The 21,877-nt window shown below is 71.1% G+C and carries 23 protein-coding genes and 2 pseudogenes; 9 read left to right on the top strand and 16 right to left on the bottom strand.

The genetic code is table 11. The features are described 5' to 3' along the window. Window positions 1-59: 59 nt before the first annotated feature. The gene (locus tag ACFYQ5_RS17220; protein WP_389198289.1) at window positions 60-728 is read left to right on the top strand and encodes a pirin family protein; all 669 of its coding nucleotides are present in this window, start codon (window positions 60-62) and stop codon (window positions 726-728) included. A 4-nt stretch (window positions 729-732) separates the two neighbouring features. On the opposite strand, the gene ACFYQ5_RS17215 is transcribed toward ACFYQ5_RS17220, so the two are convergent. Next, a complete protein-coding gene (locus tag ACFYQ5_RS17215; protein WP_389198184.1) occupies window positions 733-1,221 on the bottom strand; it encodes a hypothetical protein in 489 nt (162 codons plus the stop codon). An 85-nt stretch (window positions 1,222-1,306) separates the two neighbouring features. On the opposite strand from ACFYQ5_RS17215, the gene ACFYQ5_RS17210 reads away from it, so the two are divergent. Together ACFYQ5_RS17210 and ACFYQ5_RS17205 are read left to right on the top strand one after the other, a co-directional pair. After that, window positions 1,307-1,648 carry a PadR family transcriptional regulator gene (locus tag ACFYQ5_RS17210; RefSeq protein ID WP_389198182.1) on the top strand — a complete coding sequence of 114 codons (342 nt, stop codon included), beginning with the start codon at window positions 1,307-1,309 and terminating at the stop codon, window positions 1,646-1,648. Continuing rightward, window positions 1,645-2,331, top strand: a complete 687-nt coding sequence (locus tag ACFYQ5_RS17205) for a permease prefix domain 1-containing protein (protein WP_389198180.1) — start codon at window positions 1,645-1,647, stop codon at window positions 2,329-2,331. Before ACFYQ5_RS17210 ends, ACFYQ5_RS17205 begins: the two co-directional genes overlap by 4 nt. A 106-nt stretch (window positions 2,332-2,437) precedes the next feature. Here the strand turns inward: ACFYQ5_RS17205 and ACFYQ5_RS17200 are convergent, their stop codons facing one another. Together ACFYQ5_RS17200 and ACFYQ5_RS17195 are read right to left on the bottom strand one after the other, a co-directional pair. After that, a complete protein-coding gene (locus ACFYQ5_RS17200) occupies window positions 2,438-3,103 on the bottom strand; it encodes a DedA family protein (RefSeq protein ID WP_389198178.1) in 666 nt (221 codons plus the stop codon). A 166-nt stretch (window positions 3,104-3,269) separates the two neighbouring features. Next, complete coding sequence (locus ACFYQ5_RS17195) at window positions 3,270-3,674, bottom strand: hypothetical protein (protein ID WP_389198176.1); 405 nt, start codon at window positions 3,672-3,674, stop codon at window positions 3,270-3,272. Between the two features lie 140 nt (window positions 3,675-3,814). On the opposite strand from ACFYQ5_RS17195, the gene ACFYQ5_RS17190 reads away from it, so the two are divergent. Beyond that, window positions 3,815-4,840 carry a hypothetical protein gene (locus tag ACFYQ5_RS17190; protein ID WP_389198174.1) on the top strand — a complete coding sequence of 342 codons (1,026 nt, stop codon included), beginning with the start codon at window positions 3,815-3,817 and terminating at the stop codon, window positions 4,838-4,840. A gap of 100 nt (window positions 4,841-4,940) precedes the next feature. On the opposite strand, the pseudogene ACFYQ5_RS17185 reads toward ACFYQ5_RS17190, so the two are convergent. From ACFYQ5_RS17185 to ACFYQ5_RS17175, 3 genes and pseudogenes are all read right to left on the bottom strand, one after another. After that, a pseudogene (locus tag ACFYQ5_RS17185) lies at window positions 4,941-5,132 on the bottom strand (hypothetical protein); the annotation flags it as partial. After that, on the bottom strand, window positions 5,129-5,395 hold the full coding sequence (locus tag ACFYQ5_RS17180; protein WP_389198172.1) for a DUF397 domain-containing protein: 267 nt from the start codon (window positions 5,393-5,395) through the stop codon (window positions 5,129-5,131). The pseudogene ACFYQ5_RS17185 and the gene ACFYQ5_RS17180, both read right to left, overlap by 4 nt. Then, window positions 5,355-6,203, bottom strand: coding sequence for a helix-turn-helix domain-containing protein (locus ACFYQ5_RS17175; protein ID WP_389198170.1), 849 nt, complete (start codon window positions 6,201-6,203; stop codon window positions 5,355-5,357). The genes ACFYQ5_RS17180 and ACFYQ5_RS17175 overlap by 41 nt, the downstream gene beginning before the upstream one ends. 83 nt (window positions 6,204-6,286) lie before the next feature. Between ACFYQ5_RS17175 and ACFYQ5_RS17170 the strand changes: the two are divergent. Further along, window positions 6,287-6,697, top strand: a pseudogene (locus ACFYQ5_RS17170) (ATP-binding protein); the annotation flags it as partial. A 14-nt stretch (window positions 6,698-6,711) separates the two neighbouring features. On the opposite strand, the gene ACFYQ5_RS17165 reads toward ACFYQ5_RS17170, so the two are convergent. After that, window positions 6,712-7,533 (bottom strand): serine hydrolase domain-containing protein, encoded by an 822-nt coding sequence (locus ACFYQ5_RS17165; RefSeq protein ID WP_389198168.1) that lies wholly within the window; start codon window positions 7,531-7,533, stop codon window positions 6,712-6,714. Window positions 7,534-7,621: 88 nt separating this feature from the next. Between ACFYQ5_RS17165 and ACFYQ5_RS17160 the strand changes: the two genes are divergently transcribed. Together ACFYQ5_RS17160 and ACFYQ5_RS17155 are read left to right on the top strand one after the other, a co-directional pair. Continuing rightward, complete coding sequence (locus ACFYQ5_RS17160; RefSeq protein WP_389198166.1) at window positions 7,622-8,083, top strand: MerR family transcriptional regulator; 462 nt, start codon at window positions 7,622-7,624, stop codon at window positions 8,081-8,083. 4 nt (window positions 8,084-8,087) lie between these two features. Continuing rightward, complete coding sequence (locus tag ACFYQ5_RS17155; protein ID WP_389198164.1) at window positions 8,088-9,104, top strand: aldo/keto reductase; 1,017 nt, start codon at window positions 8,088-8,090, stop codon at window positions 9,102-9,104. Between the two features lie 92 nt (window positions 9,105-9,196). Here the strand turns inward: ACFYQ5_RS17155 and ACFYQ5_RS17150 are convergent, their stop codons facing one another. Together ACFYQ5_RS17150 and ACFYQ5_RS17145 are read right to left on the bottom strand one after the other, a co-directional pair. Beyond that, window positions 9,197-10,219, bottom strand: coding sequence for an ABC transporter permease subunit (locus tag ACFYQ5_RS17150; protein WP_389198162.1), 1,023 nt, complete (start codon window positions 10,217-10,219; stop codon window positions 9,197-9,199). Further along, window positions 10,216-11,208 carry an ABC transporter ATP-binding protein gene (locus ACFYQ5_RS17145; RefSeq protein WP_389198160.1) on the bottom strand — a complete coding sequence of 331 codons (993 nt, stop codon included), beginning with the start codon at window positions 11,206-11,208 and terminating at the stop codon, window positions 10,216-10,218. The genes ACFYQ5_RS17150 and ACFYQ5_RS17145 overlap by 4 nt, the downstream gene beginning before the upstream one ends. A gap of 261 nt (window positions 11,209-11,469) precedes the next feature. Here ACFYQ5_RS17145 and ACFYQ5_RS17140 point away from each other — a divergent pair, with 261 nt between their 5' ends. Next, window positions 11,470-12,684, top strand: a complete 1,215-nt coding sequence (locus ACFYQ5_RS17140) for a histidine kinase (protein ID WP_389198158.1) — start codon at window positions 11,470-11,472, stop codon at window positions 12,682-12,684. Next, window positions 12,681-13,337, top strand: coding sequence for a response regulator (locus ACFYQ5_RS17135; RefSeq protein ID WP_389198157.1), 657 nt, complete (start codon window positions 12,681-12,683; stop codon window positions 13,335-13,337). The genes ACFYQ5_RS17140 and ACFYQ5_RS17135 overlap by 4 nt, the downstream gene beginning before the upstream one ends. Window positions 13,338-13,350: 13 nt before the next feature. Here ACFYQ5_RS17135 and ACFYQ5_RS17130 read toward each other — a convergent pair whose 3' ends face one another. The 7 genes from ACFYQ5_RS17130 to ACFYQ5_RS17100 all read right to left on the bottom strand — a co-directional run bounded on the left by ACFYQ5_RS17130 (window position 13,351) and on the right by ACFYQ5_RS17100 (window position 21,735). Beyond that, window positions 13,351-14,097, bottom strand: a complete 747-nt coding sequence (locus ACFYQ5_RS17130; protein ID WP_389198155.1) for a hypothetical protein — start codon at window positions 14,095-14,097, stop codon at window positions 13,351-13,353. An 818-nt stretch (window positions 14,098-14,915) separates the two neighbouring features. Continuing rightward, window positions 14,916-16,127 carry an acyltransferase gene (locus ACFYQ5_RS17125; RefSeq protein WP_389198153.1) on the bottom strand — a complete coding sequence of 404 codons (1,212 nt, stop codon included), beginning with the start codon at window positions 16,125-16,127 and terminating at the stop codon, window positions 14,916-14,918. Then, window positions 16,124-17,167: an alpha/beta hydrolase gene (locus ACFYQ5_RS17120; protein ID WP_389198151.1), complete on the bottom strand. Its 1,044-nt coding sequence runs from the start codon at window positions 17,165-17,167 to the stop codon at window positions 16,124-16,126. Before ACFYQ5_RS17120 ends, ACFYQ5_RS17125 begins: the two co-directional genes overlap by 4 nt. 166 nt (window positions 17,168-17,333) lie before the next feature. Next, window positions 17,334-18,014, bottom strand: coding sequence for a response regulator (locus ACFYQ5_RS17115; RefSeq protein ID WP_389198149.1), 681 nt, complete (start codon window positions 18,012-18,014; stop codon window positions 17,334-17,336). Beyond that, entirely contained in the window at window positions 18,011-19,360 is a 1,350-nt protein-coding gene (locus tag ACFYQ5_RS17110) for a sensor histidine kinase (protein WP_389198147.1), read from the bottom strand. The genes ACFYQ5_RS17115 and ACFYQ5_RS17110 overlap by 4 nt, the downstream gene beginning before the upstream one ends. Before the next feature lie 125 nt (window positions 19,361-19,485). After that, entirely contained in the window at window positions 19,486-20,406 is a 921-nt protein-coding gene (locus ACFYQ5_RS17105) for a DUF4429 domain-containing protein (protein WP_389198145.1), read from the bottom strand. Between the two features lie 117 nt (window positions 20,407-20,523). Next, window positions 20,524-21,735, bottom strand: a complete 1,212-nt coding sequence (locus tag ACFYQ5_RS17100; protein WP_389198143.1) for an alpha/beta hydrolase — start codon at window positions 21,733-21,735, stop codon at window positions 20,524-20,526. Window positions 21,736-21,877: the final 142 nt, after the last annotated feature.

Genomic DNA, 21,877 nt, shown 5'->3' with positions numbered 1-21,877 from the left:
ACAGGTGCCTGGAGGGGAGGGGCGGAACGCGGGCCGGCGGGGATACCTTTGGGGGTGTGATGGACGTACGCCGGTCCGGGGACCGCTTCCGAGGCGGGGACCCCGCCACGGGTGGCTCCGCGGGCATCGAGACCCTGCACGCATTCTCCTTCGGGCGGTTCTACGATCCGGACAACCTGCGGTTCGGGCCGATCCTGGCCTGCAACGAGGAGCGTCTCGCCCCGGGCGCCGGCTTCGACGAGCATCCGCACAGCCACACCGAGATCGTCACCTGGGTGGTGGAGGGCGAGCTCACCCACCGCGACTCGGCCGCGCACGCCACCGTCGTACGGCCCGGTGACGTCCAGCACCTCAGCTCGGCGGCCGGGGTGCGGCACGTCGAACGCAACGACGGGGAACACCCGCTGACGTTCATCCAGATGTGGCTGGTCCCCCTGGAGCCCGGCGGGGAGCCCTCCTACACGCATGCCGCCGGGATCGCCGACTCCACCCCGTACGCCCTCCCGGAGGCGGGCGCGATGCTCCATGTGCGCCGGCCGTCCGAGGGTGAGCGCACCGGCGTACCGGACGCGGCGGGGGTCTACGTCCACGTCGTACGGGGTGAGGTGGACCTCGACGGCGAGCTGCTGGGGGAGGGCGACTCGGCGCGGATCACGGAGTCCCGGGGCCTGGAACTGGTGGCGCTGCGGGACTCCGAGGTGCTGGTGTGGGAGCTCGGCGCGGTGTGAGGCGTCACGCGCCGGTGGTGGAGCCGGGGCGGACGATCATCAGGACGACGACCACCGCCCAGACGAGGTTGAAGACGCCGGTGAGCATCGTCAGACGGGCCGCCATGGGGCGCGCCGCCTCCACGGTGGGCGCGTCCTCGCCCCCGTCCTCGCCTCCGGCGAGCAGGCGCCGCTGACCGGGCAGTATGGCGAGCCCGAGGATGGCCGCGGCGATCAGGGTGAGGACGAGCGAAGCGATCAGCCAGGCGTCGGTGAGGACCCCGAGCGCGGCACCGGTCGCTATCCCGAACACCGGCACGAAGACGCCCGCGAGCGAGTAGCCGTAACAGACGCGGTGCAGGAGCGCGGCGACCCCGGCGGACCTGTCCGCCTCCCCCTCCGCGCCGTCCAGTGCCCCCAGCGCGTAGCGCGGGAACATCGAGGCGGCGACGGTGATCGACCCGACGGCCACGATCGCGGCGATGACATGGATGGATAGCAGCAGCTTGGTCACTGCGGGTGCCTCCTGCTCGGAACGCGTATATGTTGGCTGCCAATACATACACTGCCTACAGCTCTTTTCGGTAGGCTGCCTACCTATGAAGGCGGATGCGGTGCGAGGGCACCTGGACGGACTGCTGCTGGCCGTGCTGGAACCGGGCCCGCTGCACGGGTACGCGATCATCGCCGCGGTGCAGCGCCGCAGCGGCGGCGTACTCGAACTGCGTACGGGCACGATCTATCCGGCCCTGAACCGGCTGGAACGGATCGGACTCCTGAGCAGCAGCTGGGAGTCCGCCGGTGAACGGCGGCGGCGCTGCTACGAGTTGACCGAGGGGGGGCGGCGCACCCTGGCCGGGGAGCGGACGGCGTGGGACGAGTTCACCACGGCGATCGACTCCGTCCTCAACCCCTCCGCCACGCCCGGGCCGGCGACATGACACCCACGGGCGGGCCGGCCGGCCCCGTCGCCGATCCCATCGCCGGTTACGAGGCATCCCTGACGGCCGTCCTGCACGGCCCCGGTGGGCCGAAGGCCCGCATGATCGAGGAACTGCGCGACGGACTGGCGGACACGGCCGAGGCTCACGTCGCCGAGGGAATGCCCTACGAGCGGGCCGCCCGCGTGGCGGTGCGGGAGTTCGGGACCGTCGAGGAGATCGCCCCGGCCGCCCAGCGCGAACTGACCATCGCCCAAGCCCGGCACACGGCCCGGGCCGTCACGCTCACCGCGCCCTTCCTGATCACCTGCTGGTACCTGGCCCGGACGTCCGGCCTCCCCGAAGCGGCCGGGCAACTGCCGCGTACGGCACAGCTGTTGGCGGTGTACCTGGCCGGTGTCGCGATCGTCGCCGCGTTGCTCGCCGCGGCGCTGCTCGCCGCCACCGGCACCCTCGCCCGCCGGCTTCCCACTCCGCACCGGCTGCCCCTGGCGGTCGCCTGGGCCGGCACCACGACCAGCATCGCCATGGCCGTCGCGACGCCCGCGCTGGCCGTGGCCGCCGCCCTCACCGCGGACTGGCCGCTGCTCGCCCTGGCCGGAGCCCTCTCGGCGGCCTCGCACGCCGTGGTGGCGGCTTCGGCCCGCGCCAGCCGCCGTTGTGCCCGCCTGACCCTGGCGTAGCGGCGGTCGCCGAAGAAGACGGAGCGGCGGATTACAGGGAGCTGACCAGCGCGGTCACGCAGCCGAGCAGCACGCCCACGCCACGGCGCGGGGTCTGTGGCTCCGTTCAAGAGGTGCGGCGGTGCTGTCCGTTCGTGTTGCGGCTCTTGATCCGTACGGTCAGATAGACGGCCAGGGCCACCACGACGACGACCAGGACCGCCTTGCTCAGGAAGCCGACGTAGGTCTCCACCACATCCCAGTGACTGCCCAGCCAGTAGCCGCACATCACCAGGACGCTGTTCCAGACGAGGCTGCCGAGCGTCGTCAGTATGACGAACTGGGGCATCGGCATCCGCTCCAGGCCGGCCGGGACCGAGATGAGGCTGCGGAAGATGGGCACCATCCTGCCGAAGAACACCGCCTTGGTGCCGTGCTTCGCGAACCACGCCTCGGTCCGCTCCAGGTCGGAGGTCTTCACCAGCGGCAGCTTGGCCCACACGGCGAACAGGCGGTCACGGCCGATGAGTACGCCGATCCAGTAGAGGGCCACCGCGCCGACCACCGAACCGAGGGTCGTCCAGAACAGGGCCGAGGCGAGGCTCAGCACGCCTTGGCCGGCCGCGAAACCGGTGAGCGGGAGGATGATCTCGCTGGGCAGCGGAGGGAAGAGGTTCTCCAGGGCGATGGCCAGTCCGGCACCGGGGCCGCCCAGGGTGTCGACGAGGTCGGCGGCCCAGCCCGCGATGCCGTCCGTGGGCTCCTGCGGCAGCGCAAGGGTCATGAGATGCATGGGGGGTCTCCAAGGTGGCGGATCGAACGCCCGGGGCCGGCGCCCCGATGCCCCTGCATTTTAGGAACTCTTTACTCGCCCATGGCATGCGGGTTGCCGTTCGACCGACTGTGGTTCCCCGCAGGTCCGGACCCTGCGGAAAACTGCAGGGTCCGGCCGGCCCCGGTCAGTCGTTCGGCGTGCCCGTCGCCAGCCTGTCCAGTTCGCGCATGGCCTGGCTGTGGGAGCTCATACGGCGCGTCACGGTGCCGATGGTGAAGAGCCCGACGCCGGCTGTCGACACCGGCAGGGACAGGCCGAGCAGGGCCACGGCCTCCGGCCAGTCGCGCTCGTCCTCGCAGTAATCCCCCCGGAGCGAGCCTTCGTTGGCCGTGCCGCGATCGGTGAACAGCCGGGATTCGCACTCCCGGGGGTAGTCGTCGTCGGGCTTCTCGTCGACCGAGTACGGCATGAGCAGCAGCACGGCGCACCAGGCCCACAGCAGTGCGGCCAGGGACAGCAGAGCCAGGCCCCACATGCGTGTCTTCCCGGCTCGGTCCCGGAAGTCGAGGTCGTAATCGCGTGATCGCATAGCGGCCGAACCTATCGGAGCCCGAGTACGGCGGGTCTGCCGGGCGTGAGCAGCGCCACTCTCCCGGGTGGCGCCCGTGCCGGATCTTCGTGGGGCGGCCACGAGGGCCGTTGTCAGAGGTGATTGGCAGGATCGCGGCCATGAATGTCACTCCTGTCACTCCGCCACGGCCGATCGACGTTGCCGCGGTGTTTCCCCAACTGGTACCGCTGGCCCGCACGGCGACCCGCCTGCACCCCCGCCCTGGGGCGCCGACGTGGCACGACAGCTCGATCGGCGGGCCGCTGCTGTGGCCCGCTGAGGAGCCCTGGCCGCACTGCGAGGAACCGCATGTGGTGGATGGCATCAACCCAGCCCGGTCCCCGGCGGATCTGCGGCTGGAACGACGGATCTTCGCCGCCTCGCACGGCCGGGACCTGACTCCGGAGGAACGGGAGACTCTCGAGCGGATCCGGCCCCCTCGGACGTATCCGGTGAGGCCGGCGGTCCAGGCGTACGACGGCCCCATAGCGATGCTGCCCGTCGCGCAGCTGTACGTACGGGATGTGCCCGATCTGAGCCCGCCGGAGGGCAAGGACCTGCTGCAGGTTCTGTGGTGCCCCTTCGATCATCCGATCATGCCCAGGACCCTGCTCTTCTGGCGTTCGGCGGCCGCCGTCACCGACATCGTCGACACGCCCCCCGAGCCGCCCGCAGTGCAGTTCGACGGCTATCTACCGGAACCGTGCGTGCTCGAACCGGAGCAGATCACCGAGTACCCCGACCATCTGGAGCTGAGCGAAGAACTGCGGGAGCAGCTCAAGCAATGGAGTGTGCCGCAGGCAGCAGAGGAAGACATGGACCCGGACACGTACTACGACTGTGTGCTGTCCAACGCACCCGGCTGGAAGGTCGGCGGCTGGCCCGCTTGGAACTCCACCGACCCCAGCTCGCGGCCCTGCTCCGAGTGCGGCACCGGCATGGAGGTCCTGATGACCGTCGCCACGTTCGAGGAAGGGGACGACGCCGGGAACAGCTGGTCTCCGCACCCCCACCCAGGTGCTGGACCGTACCCCGGCCACCGTGGCTACAACGCGACCGGGGTCCAGATAGGCAGCGGCTACCGGCAGCACCTGTTCGTCTGCCCGGCGGAGCCAGAGCATCCGCACATCGAGTTGATGACGTAGCCCGTCCGCAGTGTGCAGCCGGGGCGTCACGGCGCGGCCATGCCGTGACGCCGGGTGGCCGCGAGGCTCAGGGTGCCTACCTGCGGCCCGACATCCGAGGCGCCTTCAGCCGGGGCCCATGGGCCGGATCGATCCGGGCGATCAGCGGATTCGGGCCTGACTCCCCGAAGGCGCGGTATCCGTCGGGGAGTTGCTGCCGCGTCGCGCCGAAGGGGATCAGGGGGCCTTCGACATCGAGGAAGAGCAGAGGCGGCAGGGGTGAGCCGGTCGCGTCTGCTGTCCTGTTCGTCAGCGGAGCCCGTCCACGAACGCCTGCCAGGCGCCGGCACTCAGGACGACCACCGGGCCGGCCGGGTTCTTGCTGTCACGGACGGGGACGGACGCGGAGCAGCCGTCGGCGACCTCGACGCATTCGCCGCCGGTGCTTCCGCTGTAGCTGGACTTCCGCCAGGCGGCGCCACCGGTGACGGTGCACTCGACGCAGTCGCCGCCGGTGCTTCCGCTGTAGCTGGACTTACGCCACGCCGCGCTCTTCAGGTACGGGCCGGTCGCCATAACGCTCCTCCATCACACGGGTGATCAGTGCCGCCGAGTCCTCGATGGAGAGGGCTGCGGCCTGCAAATGAGCGTAACGGCGCAGGGCCTCTCTGATGGTCTCGGGGTTGGCGGTCATGTGGCCGGAGATGAGGTCTTCCGTGTAGATCAGGTCCGGGTCGCTGTCGAAGCGAAGCAGGTTGAACGGTCCATCGAGACTGGTGTGTTCGCCAGCCATGTACGGAAGCACCTGAATCCGCATCCACCGGTGCCTAGTGAACTCCAACAAGCGGGCGAGTTGGTTCCGCATGACCTCGCGGCCACCGATCGGCCGGTGCAGCACCGCCTCGTCCAGGATGGCCCATGCCAGCGGCGGCCGTTCCCGCTCCAGGATGCGCTGGCGCTCCATCCGGGCCGCGACGAGCCCTTCCAGGTCATCGGGCATGCCGGTGGCCAGTACCGCCCGCGCGTACTTCTCCGTCTGCAGCAGCCCGTACACCAACTGCGCCTGATACGTGGAGATGTACGTCGCCTTCGCCTCCATGTCCGCGTACTCCTGGAACCACGTCGGCAACTGGCTCCGCAGAACCAGTCCCACCAGCCGTGAGAACACCCCGTCCGTGCCGAGCGCGGCGTCCAGGCGCTCCGAGAAGTCGCGGGTCGGCACCTTCTTCGTCGTCTCGATCTGGCCGATCAGTGAGCCCGTGCAGAAGATGATCTCTCCGAGCTGGCCCTGCTTGAGACCGTTGGCCTCCCGTCGGCGGCGCAGCTCCCAGCCGTAGAAGTCCAACGGGGAAGCACTGGGGTCGAGTGACTGCACATGGGCCACGGAGGGTGCCTCTCGCTCCAACGCCCTGCGGCGTTCGTTTCAGGTCGTGGCCGAGAGTAATCAGAGCACTGCATTCTGGTGACATGAATCACGTACCCGGCACCCGAACCGGTGACATCGAAGCGGTCTACCGTGCCGATCTCGCGATGGGCGCGCACTCCGCCCGTCATCTGCGCCGCATCCTGCGTCTGTACCTCACCCGCTGGGACCTGCTCGACGTGGCCGACGCTGCGGAGCTCGCGCTCACCGAGCTGATCGCCAACGTCGTGCGGCATGTTCCCGGCCGCCGCTGCCAGACCTTCGTCTTCCCGCTGCCCGCCGGCGGCGTGCGCGTCGAAGTCGCGGACGCCTGCCCCCGGTTGCCCCGCGCGGTCGCAGGGGGCGTGCTCGACGAGGGCGGGCGGGGGCTGCTCCTGGTGGACGCCGTCACTGACTCCTGGGGCGTGGAAGAGCGCCGCGACGGGCGGGGGAAGACGGTGTGGTTCGAGTGCCTCGGCCGCAGGGCCTCTCAGCGGGAGGCGGCGAGCTCCGTCAGCACCGCGTCGGTGAACGGCGTCCAGACCTCGGCGGCCCACGGTCCGAAGGCCCGGTCCGTCAGTGCGACACAGGCCGCTCCCGCCACCGGGTCGATCCAGAGGAACGTGCCGGACTGGCCGAAATGGCCGAAGGTGGCGGGGGAGGAGGAAAGCCCGGTCCAGTGCGGTGACTTGGAGTCACGGATCTCGAAACCGAGCCCCCAGTCGTTGGGGTTCTGGTGGCCGTAACCGGGGAGTACGCCCTTGAGGCCGGGGTGCACGACGGTCTGCGCCTCCAGGACCGTACGCGGGTCGAGGAGGCGGGGGGCCTGGACCTCCGCCGCGAAGCGGACCAGGTCGTCCACGGTCGAGACGCCGTCCTTGGCCGGGGAGCCGTCCACCGTCGTCGAGGTCATGCCCAGGGGTTCCAGGACCGCCTGTCGCACGTACTCCGGGAACGGGATCTCCGTGGCCTTCGCGATGTGGTCGCCGAGCACCTCGAAGCCCGCGTTGGAATACAGCCGGCGGGTGCCGGCGGGCGCTGTGACCCGGTGTTCGTCGAAGGCGAGACCGCTGGTGTGCGCGAGGAGGTGGCGGACGGTCGAGCCCTCCGGGCCTGCGGGCTCGTCCAGCTCGACGGCACCCTCCTCGTACGCCACCAGCGCCGCGTAGGCCGCGAGCGGCTTGGTCACCGAGGCCAGCGGGAAGCGGTGCGCGGTGGGACCATGGGTACCCAGGAGCGTGCCGTCCGAGGTGACGACGGCGGCTGCCGCGGTGGGGACGGGCCAGTTCTCGATCATCGCCAGGCTCTGCATGGGTACGAGCCTAACGGGGGCCCGAATCCGGGTTCGCCCCCCTGTATCGCTTGCTTGGAGTGCACTCCAAGGTCCTAGCGTGGAGGTCATGACGGTGATGGAAAGCATTTCCGCACGGACGGACACCTGCGCTTCGGCTCCGGCGGCGCATCCGCGCCCCGAGGGCCAGGACCGCTACACCATCAGCGAGGTCGTCGCCTTCAGCGGGCTCACCGCGCACACCCTGCGCTGGTACGAGCGGATCGGGCTGATGCCGCACGTGGACCGTTCGCACACGGGACAGCGCCGTTTCAGCAACCGCGACCTGGACTGGCTGGCGTTCGTCGGCAAGCTGAGGCTGACGGGCATGCCGGTCGCCGACATGGTCAGGTACGCGGAGCTCGTCCGGGAGGGCGAGCACACCTTCGCCGAACGGCAGGAACTGCTGGAGTCGACCCGGCGCGACGTGCGGACCCGGATCGCGGAACTCCAGGGGACCCTCGCCGTGCTCGACCTCAAGATCGACTTCTATGGCGGCGCCCGTACGGTGCCGGAATCGGAAAGGGCCTGACCACATGAGCGAGACCGGAAAGATCGCGACCGTACAGCTCGGCGGCGGGGGCCCGCAGGTCGGTGTGCAGGGGCTCGGCTGCATGGGGATCAGCGAGTTCTACGGGGACACCGACGAGGCCGCGGCCCGGGACACCCTGGAAGCCGCGCTGGAAGCGGGTGTCACGCTCTTCGACACGGCGGACGTCTACGGACGCGGGGCCAACGAGACGTTCCTCGCGCCGTTCGTCGGGGCGCACCGGGACGAGATCACGCTGGCCACGAAGTTCGCCATCGAGCGGACCGACGACCCGCACTACCGGGGCGTGCGCAACGATCCCGCGTACATCCGCGGGGCCGTCGAGGGCAGTTTGCGCCGGCTGAACACCGACGTCATCGACCTGTACTACATGCACCGCCGCGACCCGCTCGTCCCGCTCGCCGAGTCGGTGGGCGCGATGGCCGAGCTGGTGCGGCAGGGCAAGGTGAAGCAGCTCGGGCTGAGCGAGGTGACCGGGGACGAGCTCCGTGAGGCGCACGCCGTGCACCCGATCGCGGCCCTCCAGTCCGAGTGGTCGCTCTTCAGCCGGGACGTGGAGCGCAGCGCCGTGCCGGCCGCCGCCGAGCTCGGGGTGACCCTGGTGCCGTACTCGCCGCTCGGCCGTGGGTTCCTGACCGGGGCGTTCGCGGACGCGGTCAAGGACCTGGCGCCCGACGACTTCCGTAAGCACCAGCCGCGCTTCACCGGCGAGAACGCGAAGACCAACGCCGCGCTGCTGGAGCCCGTGCACGAGATCGCGGCGGCACACGGGGCGACGGCCGCGCAGGTGGCCCTGGCCTGGGTGCAGCAGCGGGCGGAGGCGCACGGCCTGACCGTGGTGCCGATCCCCGGCACCCGTAAGCGCAGCCGCCTGCTGGAGAACCTCGGGGCGACCCGGCTGACCCTGACCCCGCAGGAGCTGGAACTGCTGGAACCCATCGCGGGCCAGGTGGCGGGGGACCGGTACCCGGACATGAGCAACACGGCCACCGCGCGCGAGTAGAGAAGCCTCGCAGCCGCGCGTGCGCCGGTGTCGACGACGCGACGGAACCACGTCGCTTCGGGGCTGCTCCGGCTGTTCCCGGGGGCCGCAGGTCACAGGAGTCGCTTGCGGCCCCAGAGGATGACGAAGGCGGCGACGGCGGCGGTGACGGCGAGCATGATGCCGGCTCCGAGCCACTGCATCGTCTGCATCTGGGAGACGGGGAGGTAGTCGATGGACCAGCCGATGACGTGCTCGGACTCCAGGCAGGCGGCGTGCGCCCGGTCGCTCTCCGTCTGATCGAGACAGGTGGTCCAGTCCAGGCGGTCTCCGGAGCTGGTGAGGAAGTAGGTGCCCTGCCCCTGCTGCTCGGCCTGGGTGGGCAGCTCCGGCGGTACCGCACCGGGTCCGACGCCCTTGTCGGTGCTGACCGACATGACGTTCCCGAGGCTCCGCCAGACCTCGTCCCAGACGAACCCGATCGCCACGACGATGCCGAGCGTGACCACCATCGACACCAGCGTGCGGCGCAGGAGCATGCCGACCGCCACGCCCACGGTGAACGTGAGGAGGGCGTAGGCCACCGGCGTGACCCCCGTGACACTGAAGAAGGAGGTCCAGATGAGGCCGTCGGAAAGCCCCTTGACCGGGTTCCACCACCAGGTGAGGGCGGCGGTGAGCGTGGCGGTGGACAGGGTGAGCATCGCGGCGGGAACGGCGAGTTTCACGGTGAGCCACCGCACACGGCTGACGGACTGCGAGGTCGCCAGCTTGGCGGTGCCGGATTCCAGGTCGCCCGCGATGAGCGGGGCCCCGAGGAAGACGCCGGCCAGGACGGGGATGTAACCGAGGTAGCTGCCGATGCTGAACAGACGGCTGGCGTACGCCTCGAACTCGGGCGGCAAGCCGCCGGACCTCCGTGAGGACGCGTCCTGGGCGGCCAGGTAGTCCATCATCTGCCCGCGCAGGTGGAGCATGACGAGTGTGCCGAGGAGGGTGACGGCGATGAGCGTCCAGAACGCGGCGCGGTGCTGGCGCCGGACGAGCCAGACCGGACCGCCGAGCCGGAGGCCCCAGTCGCTTCGCGCGGGTCCGGCGGGCGCCGTACGAGCCGGGTCACGAGTGAGGGGGGTCATGCGGTCACAGCCTTCGTCCGGTCGCGGGTGATGATGTCGTGGATGTCGCCGGCCCTCGCGCTGGGGGCGATCAGCGGCGGAGCGTCGGGTGACCGCAGATAGGCGAGCAGAAGCTCCTCCAGGGTCGGAGACTCGGCGGCCGGCCCGTCGTACTCGACCGGTCCGCCGAGGCGCACCAGGACGCCCGGCCGGCCCTCGCCGCGGTGGGACTCGATGACCCGGTGCGGGGTGACGGCGGGGGAGGCGGCGCCTCCCGGGACATCGAGCAGGGCGTGTGCGGCGCGCAGTTCGTGTACCTCGCCCGCGAGACGCAGCCCGCCGTTCGCGACGACGAGGAGGTAGTCGCAGATGTACTCCAGTTCGGCGAGCATGTGCGAGGACACCAGCACCGTCGTGCCGTGTTCGGCGGCCTCCGCCGTCAGTGTGGTCATGAGCTCGCGGCGGACCAGTGGGTCCAGATCGGCCATCGGCTCGTCGAGGATGAGCAGATCAGGGCGCTTCCCGAAAGCCAGGGCGAAGGCGACGCGGGTGCGCTGCCCGCCGGACAGCGTTCCGACCTTCGCCTCCAGCGGCACCTGGCCCGCGCGGACGATGCCCTCGGCGACCTCCTGATCCCAGCGGGGGTTGAACTCGCGGCCCAGACGCAGGGTTTCCGCCACGGTGAAGCGCCGGAACAGCGGCTTCTCCTGGGTCAGGTACGCGGTCCGCAGGACGGCCTCCGTCGACCCCGGCGTCGCCCCGAACACCCGCAGGGCGCCGGTGGTCGGCCGGATCATGTGTGTGGCCAGGCCCATCAGGGTGCTCTTGCCGGCGCCGTTGGGGCCGACGAGACCGCATACCCGCCCGGCAGGCAGCCGGAAGGAGACGTCTTGCAGCGCCCAGCCGCGTCGGTACTTCTTCCCGAGCCCTTGGGCCTCGATCGCCGCCGCGCCGGCGGGCAGCCGCGCGAACTCCGTTCCGCCTCCGTGGTGCGGCTGTGTGTGATTCATCTGTGGCTCCTGGGCGTGGGGGAGGGGGCCGGCCCTGTACGTGGGGGAGGCCGGCTGTCGTGCGGCCCGGCAGCTGGGCCCGGGTCCCGCGTCGAGGCGAGGCCGGCCGCGAGCGTGACATCCTCCTGGTGTGACGAACGGCGAACGCCGCCCGGTGGAGACCACTCTTCTCCGCCGCGCCCCGCGGCGGATCGGGCGAAAGACAGATCATGCGCGGCCGACTCCGACTTTCGGCCGGTCGGCGGGAGGACGGTGAGAGAGGTGCTGGAGAGGCTGGCCGCACCCACAGCCACCCGAGGGAAGGACCACCCGCAGCTCCTCGCTGCCGCGGTCCGGCTGCTGCTGGTCGTGGCCCTGGCCGCCCTCGTCGTGCTGGACTGGGTGGGCGGCGATTTCTACCGGATCCGGAGCAACGGCCCCTCCGTGCTGGGCCCCGCCAAGCTGGGTGGCGCCCTGCTGGGCATCGCTCTCGTCGTCGCTTCTCCCCGGCTCGGCAGCAGGGCGCTGCCGCTGGCCGCATGCTCGCTCGCCGTCGTGTCACTGTGTCTTTCGGTGGTGCTGCACCTGGAGGTGTCGATCGGCGCGCAGGCGCTCGGATTCGCCGAACCGGCGGCTCTGGTGTGGCTCCTGCTGGTCGTCGCCCGACGCGGGGCGCCGTCCTGGGCGGCGGTGGCCGTGCCCGTGCTGTTCCTGGCGATCGTGCTGCGGCCGGTGTCGATCTCGGTGAAGCAGTCCACCACCATCATGGCGCTGCTCTGCGCCTTGGCTGCGGTCACGGCGTTGGGCATCGGCCTCGGTATGCGTCTGCTCCTGGTGGACCGGCGGCGGCAGGCGGCCGCCCTCCGGATGGAACAGCGGACGGAGTTCGCCAGGGACCTGCACGACTTCGTCGCGCACCACGTGACGGGCATCGTCGTACAGGCACAGGGAGCCCATGCGATCGCGGACCGGAGGCCCGAACTGGTGCCCCCCGCGCTGCGGCGGATCGAACAGGCGGGCTCGGAAGCCCTGACGTCCATGCGGCACATGGTCGGGATGCTGCGTGACGCCGACGGAGAAGTGGCACTGACGCCGCTCGCGGGCATCGGCGAAGTGCGTTCGCTCGTCGAGGAGTTCTCGGCTGTCGGCGGCGCCAAGGCCCGGCTCGATCTGGACGGGGCCTTCGACGACCTGCCGGTGGAGGTGACCACCACCGCACACCGGGTGGTCATGGAGGCGCTCACCAACGTACGCAAGCACGCCCACGGATGCACCGAAGTGCGGGTGCGCGTGGGTCGTTCGGGGAACCTGCTCACCGTGCGGGTCAGCGACGACGGACGGCCGCGCCATGTCTCGCAGAGCGGCTTCGGGCTGAAGGGCCTGTCCGAGCGGGTGGGCCTGATCGGCGGAAGCGTCCAGGCGGGCCCGGTGACGGCCGGCGGCTGGGGCGTCGAGGCGACGCTCCCGGTGGCCACGGTGGGGGTGACGGCGTCATGACGATCCGGGTGCTGATCGCCGACGACCAGGCCATGGTCCGCGCCGGGTTCGCGATGATCCTCGCCGCGGAGGACGACATCGACGTCGTCGCGGAGGCCCCGGACGGGGTGCATGCCGTGGAACTCGCCGAGCGCCACCGGCCCGACGTGGTGCTGATGGACATCCGCATGCCCCGCATGGACGGGCTGGAGGCACTGCGCAGACTCACTCGCCCCGGCACCGTGAATCCGCCGAAGGTCGTCGTCGTCACGACGTTCGACGACGACGAGTACGTCCAGCGCGCCCTGAGCGAAGGAGCCTCCGGTTTCCTGATCAAGGACTCCGGCCCCGCCCTCCTGGTCGAGGCCATCCGGGCGGCCGCCTCCGGCGAGGCGCTGGTGAGCCCGGCCATCACCGTCCGGCTGCTGCGGCGCCTCAACAGTGCCGCGCCCACCCCTCGGAGGCCGAACACCGTGCTGTCCGCGCGGGAGGGGGACCTGGTGCGCCTGGTGGCCAGGGGGCTGACCAACGCCGAGATCGCCACCGAACTGACCATCACGGTGGGCACGGTGAAGACCCACCTGAGCAACGTGCAGATCAAACTGTCCGCCCGCAACCGCGTGGAGATCGCCGCCTGGGCTTGGGAGTCCGGCCTGGTCGACGGGCGCCGATGAGACCGGCCCGGTGTCAGCGCTGGGCCGGATAGTCGTGAGCCCACCTCTGCGGAACCGGGTACCCGGTGTTCCCGAGCGTCGGATCAAGGTGGGAGGGGAGAAAACCGTTGCCGTGCTGGCTGTAGGGCGGGTACTGCGCGGATTCGTCCTGTCCGGAGGTGTCGGTCGGCATCGGCCATGAATGGTTCTCGCCCGAGCTCGAGTACAGGGCACGGTCGTAGTCGTGGGCGGTCTCGACGGCCCGGTTGAATTCGCCCGTGATGCGCCGGTGACGGCCCCGGTCGCGGCGTACCTGGGCGAGGCGGCCTTCCGCGAAGAGCAACTGGGCCCGGGAGACCAGCTGCGTCAGCCCGATGCCGAGTTGGGCGGCGAGGGTTGCGGCGTCCGTGCCCGTGTTCCAGCCGTCCACGAGCAAGGAGTCACGCGCGTGTGACCAGTCCTTCTCCTTCAGTCCCAGGGGCCCCGCAGGTGTTGCCTGCCGAGTGGCGAACTGTCCCACGCGGGGTGACGGAATAGCGGAGTGCGTGGACTCCGGTCGCACTTTGACCGCGGGATTCCCGCCCTGGTGAGCGGGCGAGGGGCTGCTGTCGTCGGGCGTGGCCTCCGCCGCCGCGCCGATGTCCGGAGCATCGGTCGGCAGACGGTTGAGCAGTGCCCCGGCGAGCGAGCGGGCGTCGCTCTTTCCCACGGTACGGCGGGCAATTCGCACCTCGCGTTCGTTCAGCCCCAGCAACTCGGCAACCGCGGCGTCATTACCCACAGTGACAGCGAAAGCGGCAAGAGTTCTTGCACGCTCCGCCTGGGCCCCGTCGAATACCGACTGGGCCTCACGTACACGGTCGTCCGCACCGCAGAAGGCGTCAGCCAAAACGGCGTGCCGCTTCCACATCTCCCTGGCTTCCACGGTCGGTCAACGTCGTTGCGGCTGAATAGGCTTCAGCGAGTTCATGAAATGACCCGATTGGACCTGTGGGGTCATACCTGACGACAATCGTCTCGCATCATGTCCTCGGCCGTTCGTGCTTTTTGTTCGCGAACTATAATGGAGTTCGGCTGCCACATCATCCGATCGGCGTGCATTTTTGAAGGTGGAGTATCCGCAACGTCCGCTCTGTTTCCTCCTGGTGGTGCCGGTAGGAGACAAGCCGGTGCCACTCCGGATCCGGGATGCCGGGGAGCGTGCGACCGCGAGCAGCCCAGAGACTGAACAATTTCCCGAACATCGGTGTTTCTGTTCTCTCCTGGACGGCTGTCCGGGAAGTCGTATGCGGTTGCAACTCGGTTCGGGGCTCCGCAGTCCTGGGGCCGGGCACACCTCTCGCTCTTCTCGGTGCATGATTCGAAATAAAAGATGCGTAGCCGGTGCCCGTTGTCGTCGGAGCATCAGATGTACTCATGCTTCAGGAACGAACGCCCGCCCCACTTGTCACTACTCGTGCAACTGTCCCATGGCATGGGTGGATTCCTGTGCGGCAGTTCGAGCGAGCGTTGAGCGAAGCCGGGGAGTGACGCCGGGGAGTGACGCCGGGGGTGCTCACACCGTGGGCCGGCACGGAGTGCACGCGGTGCCCGGAGGCCTCAGGCCAGCCGGAGCGCGAAGACCGCGAAGGCCGCCGCGAGTAGTCCGGCCGCCGCCCGGCGGGCGTTCCCGGCGCGGCCGCCCGTGGTGTCCCAGGGTGCCTCGAACCGGCGGGCGTACCGGGAGATGAGGACGAGCAGGGCGGCGAACAACGGCATCCAGGCAAGTCGGGCCAGGATCCAGCCGATCGAGTCCGGGTCCGTCGTGAGCCCGGGCACCACACCGGCGAACGACGCGGGGACGGCCGCGGCCAGCATCGCCGTCTGGTGCCAGCACAGGATCGTCATCGCCGACAGGTTGATCACCACCACGGGGGCCCACAGAACGGGGCGCCGCAGCGCCCGGCCGATCCGGCCGTGCAGCAAAACCGCCGCACCGCTCTGCGCCGCGGCCAGCGCGAGGACCAACAGCGACGGCGGATGCGAGTTGGTCCGCGCCTCGCCCGGTACGCCGACCATCGACGCCGGGTAGTGGAAGACGAGCAGCAGCACGGCGAACAGCGCCGTACCCCCGACGAGCAGGATCCGGGCGCCGCGCCGGCCGATGCGGCCCTCCCCCCAGGAGACACCGAGCTGGTAGGCGAAGAGCCAGCCGGGCAGGATGTTCAGCAGGCTCAGCCAGGACGGCACGGCGTCCGCGTACGGCCCGTAGCGCAGGAAGTCGACCACGGCGACCGAGCCGATCAGCGGGGCCGCCGCCCAGCCGCCGAGTCGCCGGGCCAGACGTACGCAGTACGGCGTGAGCGCCGTGACGACGGCGTACACCCCGACGAACCAGAGCGGCTGGATCACCAGCTTCGCGCCCGTACGCAAAGTGGCCTCGGGCACCCCGGCCGCGTACAGGACCGGGATCATCAGCGCCCACACGGCGGTCACGCCGAGCACCGGCCTGCCCAGCCTGACCATCCGGGCGCGCAGCCAGGCGCCGGTGGTGGACGGCCTGCGGTGGTAGGAGAGGACGGAGGCGTAGCCGCCGACCAGGAAGAAGACGCCCAGCATCTGGAGCACCCAGCTCACCGGCGAGAACACGGCGAACGTGGAGAGGGGGCTGGCGTTGTGCAGGGCGCCGTCGCCGTCCAGGGTGAATCCGCCGAGCAGCCAGTGACCGGCCGGCACGGCCAGCAGGGCGAGGGCGCGCAGTCCGTCGACCGCGCGGTCGCGGTGGGCGGGCGTCCGTTCGTCGATCCGGGAGACCAGCTGACGCACGCTCATCGGGAGGCCCCCTCGGCGATGGCGGCGAAGGCGCGGAGCGAGTCCGTGCCGGGGACGAAGTAGCCGGTGTGGCCCTTCGCGTCCTCGGCGGGCACCCGGCGGGCCCCGAAGTCCTCGTCGGCCGGGTCGGCGCCGTGTCCGAGACCCGCCACCTCGACATGCGGTACGCCGTCGATCCAGTCGGTGTCGTCCTTGGCCGCCCAGACCCGGGCGGTGGTGCGCAGCCCGTCCACGTCGTCGGCGCGCATCCCGGGGGAGCCGAGCACGACCAGATCCGTGGCACCGAGCCCGGAGGCCGCGAGTCCGCACACCACCGAGCCGTAGCTGTGGCAGAACACCACCGGCGCGGGCAGCCCGTCGGCCGCCAGTCCCGCCGTGAACCGGGTCAGCCGCTCCGCCCCCGCCCCGGCCAGCGTGCCGGTCGCCGCGTCCAGGCCGACACCGACCGGGGTGGTGTAACCGGCCCAGGCGATCACCGCGTGGCCCGGACCCGTCTCGGCGTGCAGCGACTTCGCCATGCCCGCCGGGGTGCCGTACACATGGTCACGCCGGTCGAAGGTCCCGGCGTCGATGTCCGAGCCGGGCACGACGACGGACACATGACGCGCGGAGCGCAGGTCCCCGAACACCTCGGCGGCCTGGCCGCGCCCACGCGGGTCGAACGCGAGGATCTGCCGTCCGGATGCGGCGAGACGGGCCCACCGGGGATCGTGTGAGGCCCGCAGCGCACGGGCGTTGGCGCGGTAGCGGAGCTCCAGCGGCGCGCCGTCCAGATTGCCGACCACCGACGGATGCCGCTCCAGCAGCACCTGCTGCTCCGCCGCCCCCAGTCCCCGGAAGAACCGCTGGACCTGTTCCGGCGTCGCGCGGGCCGGGTCGGGCAGCTCCCGCCCCAGCACCCCGTCGGCACTCCATGAGGCGCTGCCGGGCGGCGGCCCCGTCACCGCCCGCTGGGTGTTCCCGGACGCCCACCCGGCTGTGCCCGCCACCATGGTGGCCGCCAGTGCGACCGCGGCCAGTGTCCTCGTGAATCGGCGCATCGTGCCCTCCCCGTCCCGCTCGCGCACACCGTTCGGTGTGCAGGGGAGGAAGGTAGGAAGACGACGGGTGACAGGGCATCACCCCACGGAGCCAACCGTCCGGTGCTACCGGAGTAGGGGGCGTACGGGGGGACAGCCCTACGCCGCACCGGGGGACACCGGGACGCTACGCCTCGCCCGGAGCCACCAGCCCCGACTCGTAGGCGAAGATCACGGCCTGCGCCCGGTCCCGGAGGCCGAGCTTGGCCAGCACCTTGCCGATGTGGGTCTTCACCGTCTGCTCGGCCAGCACCAGCCGCGCCGCGATCTCCTGGTTCGACAGGCCCCGGGCGATCAGCTCAAGGACCTCCGTCTCGCGCGGTGTCAGACCGTTCAGCCGCAGCGCCGGCCCGCCCGACGGTGCTGCCGGACGCTGACGCGCGAAGTCGGCGATGAGCCGCCGGGTCACGGACGGCGCGAGCAGCGCGTCCCCCGCCGCCACGACCCGTACCGCCGAGATCAGGTCCGCCGGCGGGGCGTCCTTCAGCAGGAACCCGGACGCACCGGCGCGCAGCGCCTCGTAGACGTAGTCGTCGACGTCGAACGTGGTGAGCATCAGCACCTTCGGCCGGTGGATCACCCCCACGGGCGGGCTCAACAGCTCGCGGGCGGCGGCCAGTCCGTCCATCTCCGGCATCCGGACGTCCATCAGGACGACATCGGGATGCACCGTCCTGCTGACCTCGACGCCCTTACGTCCGTCCGGGGCCTCGCCCACCACGTCGATGTCGCTCTGCGCGGCCAGCAGCGCGGCGAACCCGGCCCGCACCATGGCCTGGTCGTCGACGATGATCACGCGGATGGTCACGGTTCCTCCGGAGTCACGGATGCCGAGGGCGGCTGGGGCGGCGGCAGCGGGAGCCGCGCGGCCACCCGGAAGCCCCCGTCGGGCAGGGGGCCGGTGTCGAGTGTGCCGCCGGTCAACCGTACGCGTTCCCGCATGCCGACCAGCCCGTGTCCCGTGCCCGACGTCTCCAGCGGTGAACCCGGCTTCTGCGCGCTGCCGTTGACGACCAGCACCGTCAGATGGCCGTCGCGCGCCGTGACCGACACCCGGGCCCGCGCCCCCGGTGCGTGCCGCACCACATTGGCGAGCGCCTCCTGCACGATGCGGTACGCCGACAGCTCCACCGCCTGCGGTACACCACCCCGCTCCACCGCCTCCTGTACGTCCGCCGCCAGCGACAACTCGGCCGGGAGCCCCGCCCGCACCGTCGCCTCCACCAACTGCTGCAGCCGGTCGAGGCCCGGCTGCGGGGCCAGCTCGCCCCGGCTGCCGTCGCTGCGCAGCACCGACAGCAGCCGTCGCATCTCGGCCAGCGACTCCCGGGCGGAGGCAGCGATCGACGCGAACTCGGCCCGTGCCTCCTCGGAGAGCCCGCTGACCCGGTACGGAGCCGAGTCGGCCTGCACGGTGATCACCGACATGTGGTGCGCGACCACGTCGTGGAGCTCGCGGGCGATCCGGGTGCGCTCCTCCAGCAGCGTCCGCTGTGCCCGCTCGGCCTCACTGATGGTCCATTGCTCGACGAGCCGGCTCTGGGCCTCGCTCCGCTCCCGTACCGAAGCCCCGATCACCAGCACCACCGCGCCGAGGACGAACAGCAGGAGCGCGCCGCCGTCGCTGCGCACGGGCGCGACGAGGTGCAGCAGCAGCCCGGCCGCACCCGTCGCCAGCCAGACGCCGATCACGGTGTGCCGGCTCTCGCGCAGTCCCAGGGCCAGCAGCACGAAGAGGTAGCCGACGATGACCGGAGGGGGCCAGGGCCAGATGGTGCCCTGCTGCTCGGGCCGCGCCAGCAGCACCAGGGCGCCCACGACGTCGGCGGCGAAGACGATCCACCAGGCCTGCAGCGGCCGGTGTGCCAGCAGCAGCAGGGGCACGGCCTGTCCGACGGCCAGCGCCCCGGCGACCACGCCGTTCACCCCGTAGTCGTCGGTCAGCACCTGGATCGTGACGGGGATGAAGACGGCGGCGAGGGCGAGCACCACCGCGTACGGCAGCGGCCGCAGCCAGCGTCTCGGGGAGTCGGCGAACAGCGGGGTCGGCGGATGGGACGCGTGGGACAGCCCGTGGGCGAGCTCGCGCAGATTGCGGCGGGCGGCGCTCAGCAGACCGTCGGCGGGCGAGGGCCCGGCGGGAGAGGGAGGCATGATCGGGTCAGAGTAGGCGCGCGGGGTGCCGGGCGGCGTCATACCGGGGGGTGGACCACGAGGCCTCGGCCCCGTACCGGGGTAGCGGGCCCGCAGCCCGTCGCCGGGCACCCTCACCGCCCGCCCTACAGCTCGGCGAGGAGCTCCGCCTTCTTCGCGCTGTACTCCGAGTCCGTCACCAGACCCGCCTGGTGCAGGTCCCCGAGGTGCCGCATCCGCTCGGCGATGTCCGCGGGGTCGCGCCGCGCGCCGCCGACCAGGACCGGTGCGGTCGTGACCGGCACCGACTGGGTCCGGCGGACGGACTCGAGGACCGCCGCGGCGAAGGGCAGCGACTCGTGCACCGGCCCGTAGCCCAGGCCGAACACGACAGCGGCAGGATCCTGGTCCGGCTGGACACGCCCCACGGCCGGCTGCCCCGCGCCGGGCACCGGGTCCGGGCAGCCGGCCTCGGAATCCGCCGCCGCGCCGCGCGGCACCAGCCGGAGATACCCCTCCAGGGCCTCGGGCGAACGCCACTCGATCCCGCCCAGCTCCGCCACGGGAAACGTCTGGTCGCCCGCTTTCCACTTGGCGCTCGACGCCCCCGTCCAGAACCAGCGGAAGGAGACCAGGGACCCGTCGAAGCCGGCCCGGCCGTCGTACGCCTTGAAGTGCATCGGCGCCTCGGGGGCCGTGACCAGGAAGCGCTCGGCGGGCACGGAGGCCTCGGGGCCGAGCACGGCGCGCAACTCGTCGGCGTAGTACTCGGCGAGCGTCTCGCGTTCGGCCGGCAGCACCAGACGGTAGGGGTCGATGCCCTCCTTGAGCTGCCCGGCCGCAGCCTCCAGCAGTGGATCGGCACCTGGTCTCGGCACCGCGTGCAGGACCACCGTGCCCCGCTTGCCCGGGGTCAGCGTCACCGAAGACAACGCCGCGTACGGTATGCGGCGTTCACGCAGACTCTGGAAGAGCCTCGGCGTGCGGATTCCCCGTTCGAAGCGGATGAGCACGGAGTCGGTGTCGAACTCCCAGGTGGCATGAATTCCGGCCAGCACATCACCCATGTGCCTCATCGTATGTGGCACAGGCCCGCACGTCCCCCTTCGGTACAGGCAGAATCGCGACCAGGCAGACAGGCCGTTCGCCGTTCTCTACGCGCGTCAGACGTCCCTCTACGCGCGTCAGGCCTCTGCGTCACCGGAGATATCCCCGTGACACGCACCATCGGTGGTTGCGCAACTGACCGAGTCATAGGCACCCACGCCGATCGCGGCGAAGTTACTGAGGCTCTCCGTGCCCGGCTCGAAATAGCCGCTGTGCCCGACCGCGCCGTCTGCCGACACGATCCGGGCGCCGAAGGCCGGGTCGACCGGATCGGCGCCGTGTCCGAGCCCGCCGACCGCCATGTTCGGCACATCCTCGATCCAGTCGTCACCGTCCCGCATCGCCCACACCCTCGCCCCGGTGTGCAGGGCCGCGGCGCTGTCCACCCGCATCCCGGGACTGCCCGCGACCGCGATGTCGGACACCCTGGCCGGCAGGTCGTGCGCGGCCAGGCCGCACAGCACGGAGCCGTAGCTGTGGCAGAACAGCGAGACGTCCGACGTACCGGGCAGGGCCTTCACGAGGGCGTTCAGCCGCACCGCCCCCTCCGCCGCGAGTCCGCCCAGCGCGGCGTCCATGCCGATGCCCGCGGGCGCCGTGTAGTCCGCCCACGCGATGACCGCGGTACGGGAACCAGGGCGCGCCGAGCGCTCGGCGCCGTACAGCGACTGCGCCATGCCGACGGGCGCCGCGTTCTTCTTGATGCCTCTGCGCTCCAGCGTCAGAAGATTCGTGTCGACCCCGGGCACGACCACCGAGACCCGCTCGGCCCGCTCCAGGTCGCCGAAGACCTCGGCCGCCCGGCCACGGCCCGACGGGTCGAAGGTGAGGATCTGCCGGTCACCGGCGAGCAGGGAACGGAAGCGTTCGAGCCGGAGTACGGCCTGCCGGTGCCCGTCCGGGGAGAGCCGTACGTCCCGCGTCCGCTGTTCCTCGGCGGATTCCGCCTGCGCCAGGGCGTGCCGGTTGGCCCGGTAGCGCAGGGAGACCGGCACGCCGTTCAGATTCCCCACCACCAGCGGGTACTTGTCGGCCAGGGCGACCTGCTGGCCCGACGTGAGCGTCGCGAAGAAGTGCGTCAGCCGGTCCGCCGGGGCGCTCACGTCCGGGAGCGCGTGACCGGCTATCCGGTCCTTCGCCCAGGAAGCGAGGGCGGTCTCGCGCGGCCCGGCGGAGTGCTGATGACGTACGGCGGTCCATCCGGTGGTCGCCAGCATCACGAACACGACCGCGATGGCGAGCAGCGCGCGCCATGCGGTGAGAGTGGGGGAGGAGTCGAAGGAAGTCACTGCGCCCCACCCTAGGAGACGCGCACGTGACGTCGTTGCAGGGGTGACGCGGATCACTCGACCGCGAGGAATTGGCCGTCCGTCTCTTACGCTGTGTGTGCGACGGATGCACGCTCCGGCGCGCCGGGACACCGCCGACTGC

Source organism: Streptomyces sp. NPDC005794 (assembly GCF_042871445.1).
Taxonomy (GTDB): domain Bacteria; phylum Actinomycetota; class Actinomycetes; order Streptomycetales; family Streptomycetaceae; genus Streptomyces.
This window is presented reverse-complemented; position numbering and strand designations above follow the sequence as displayed.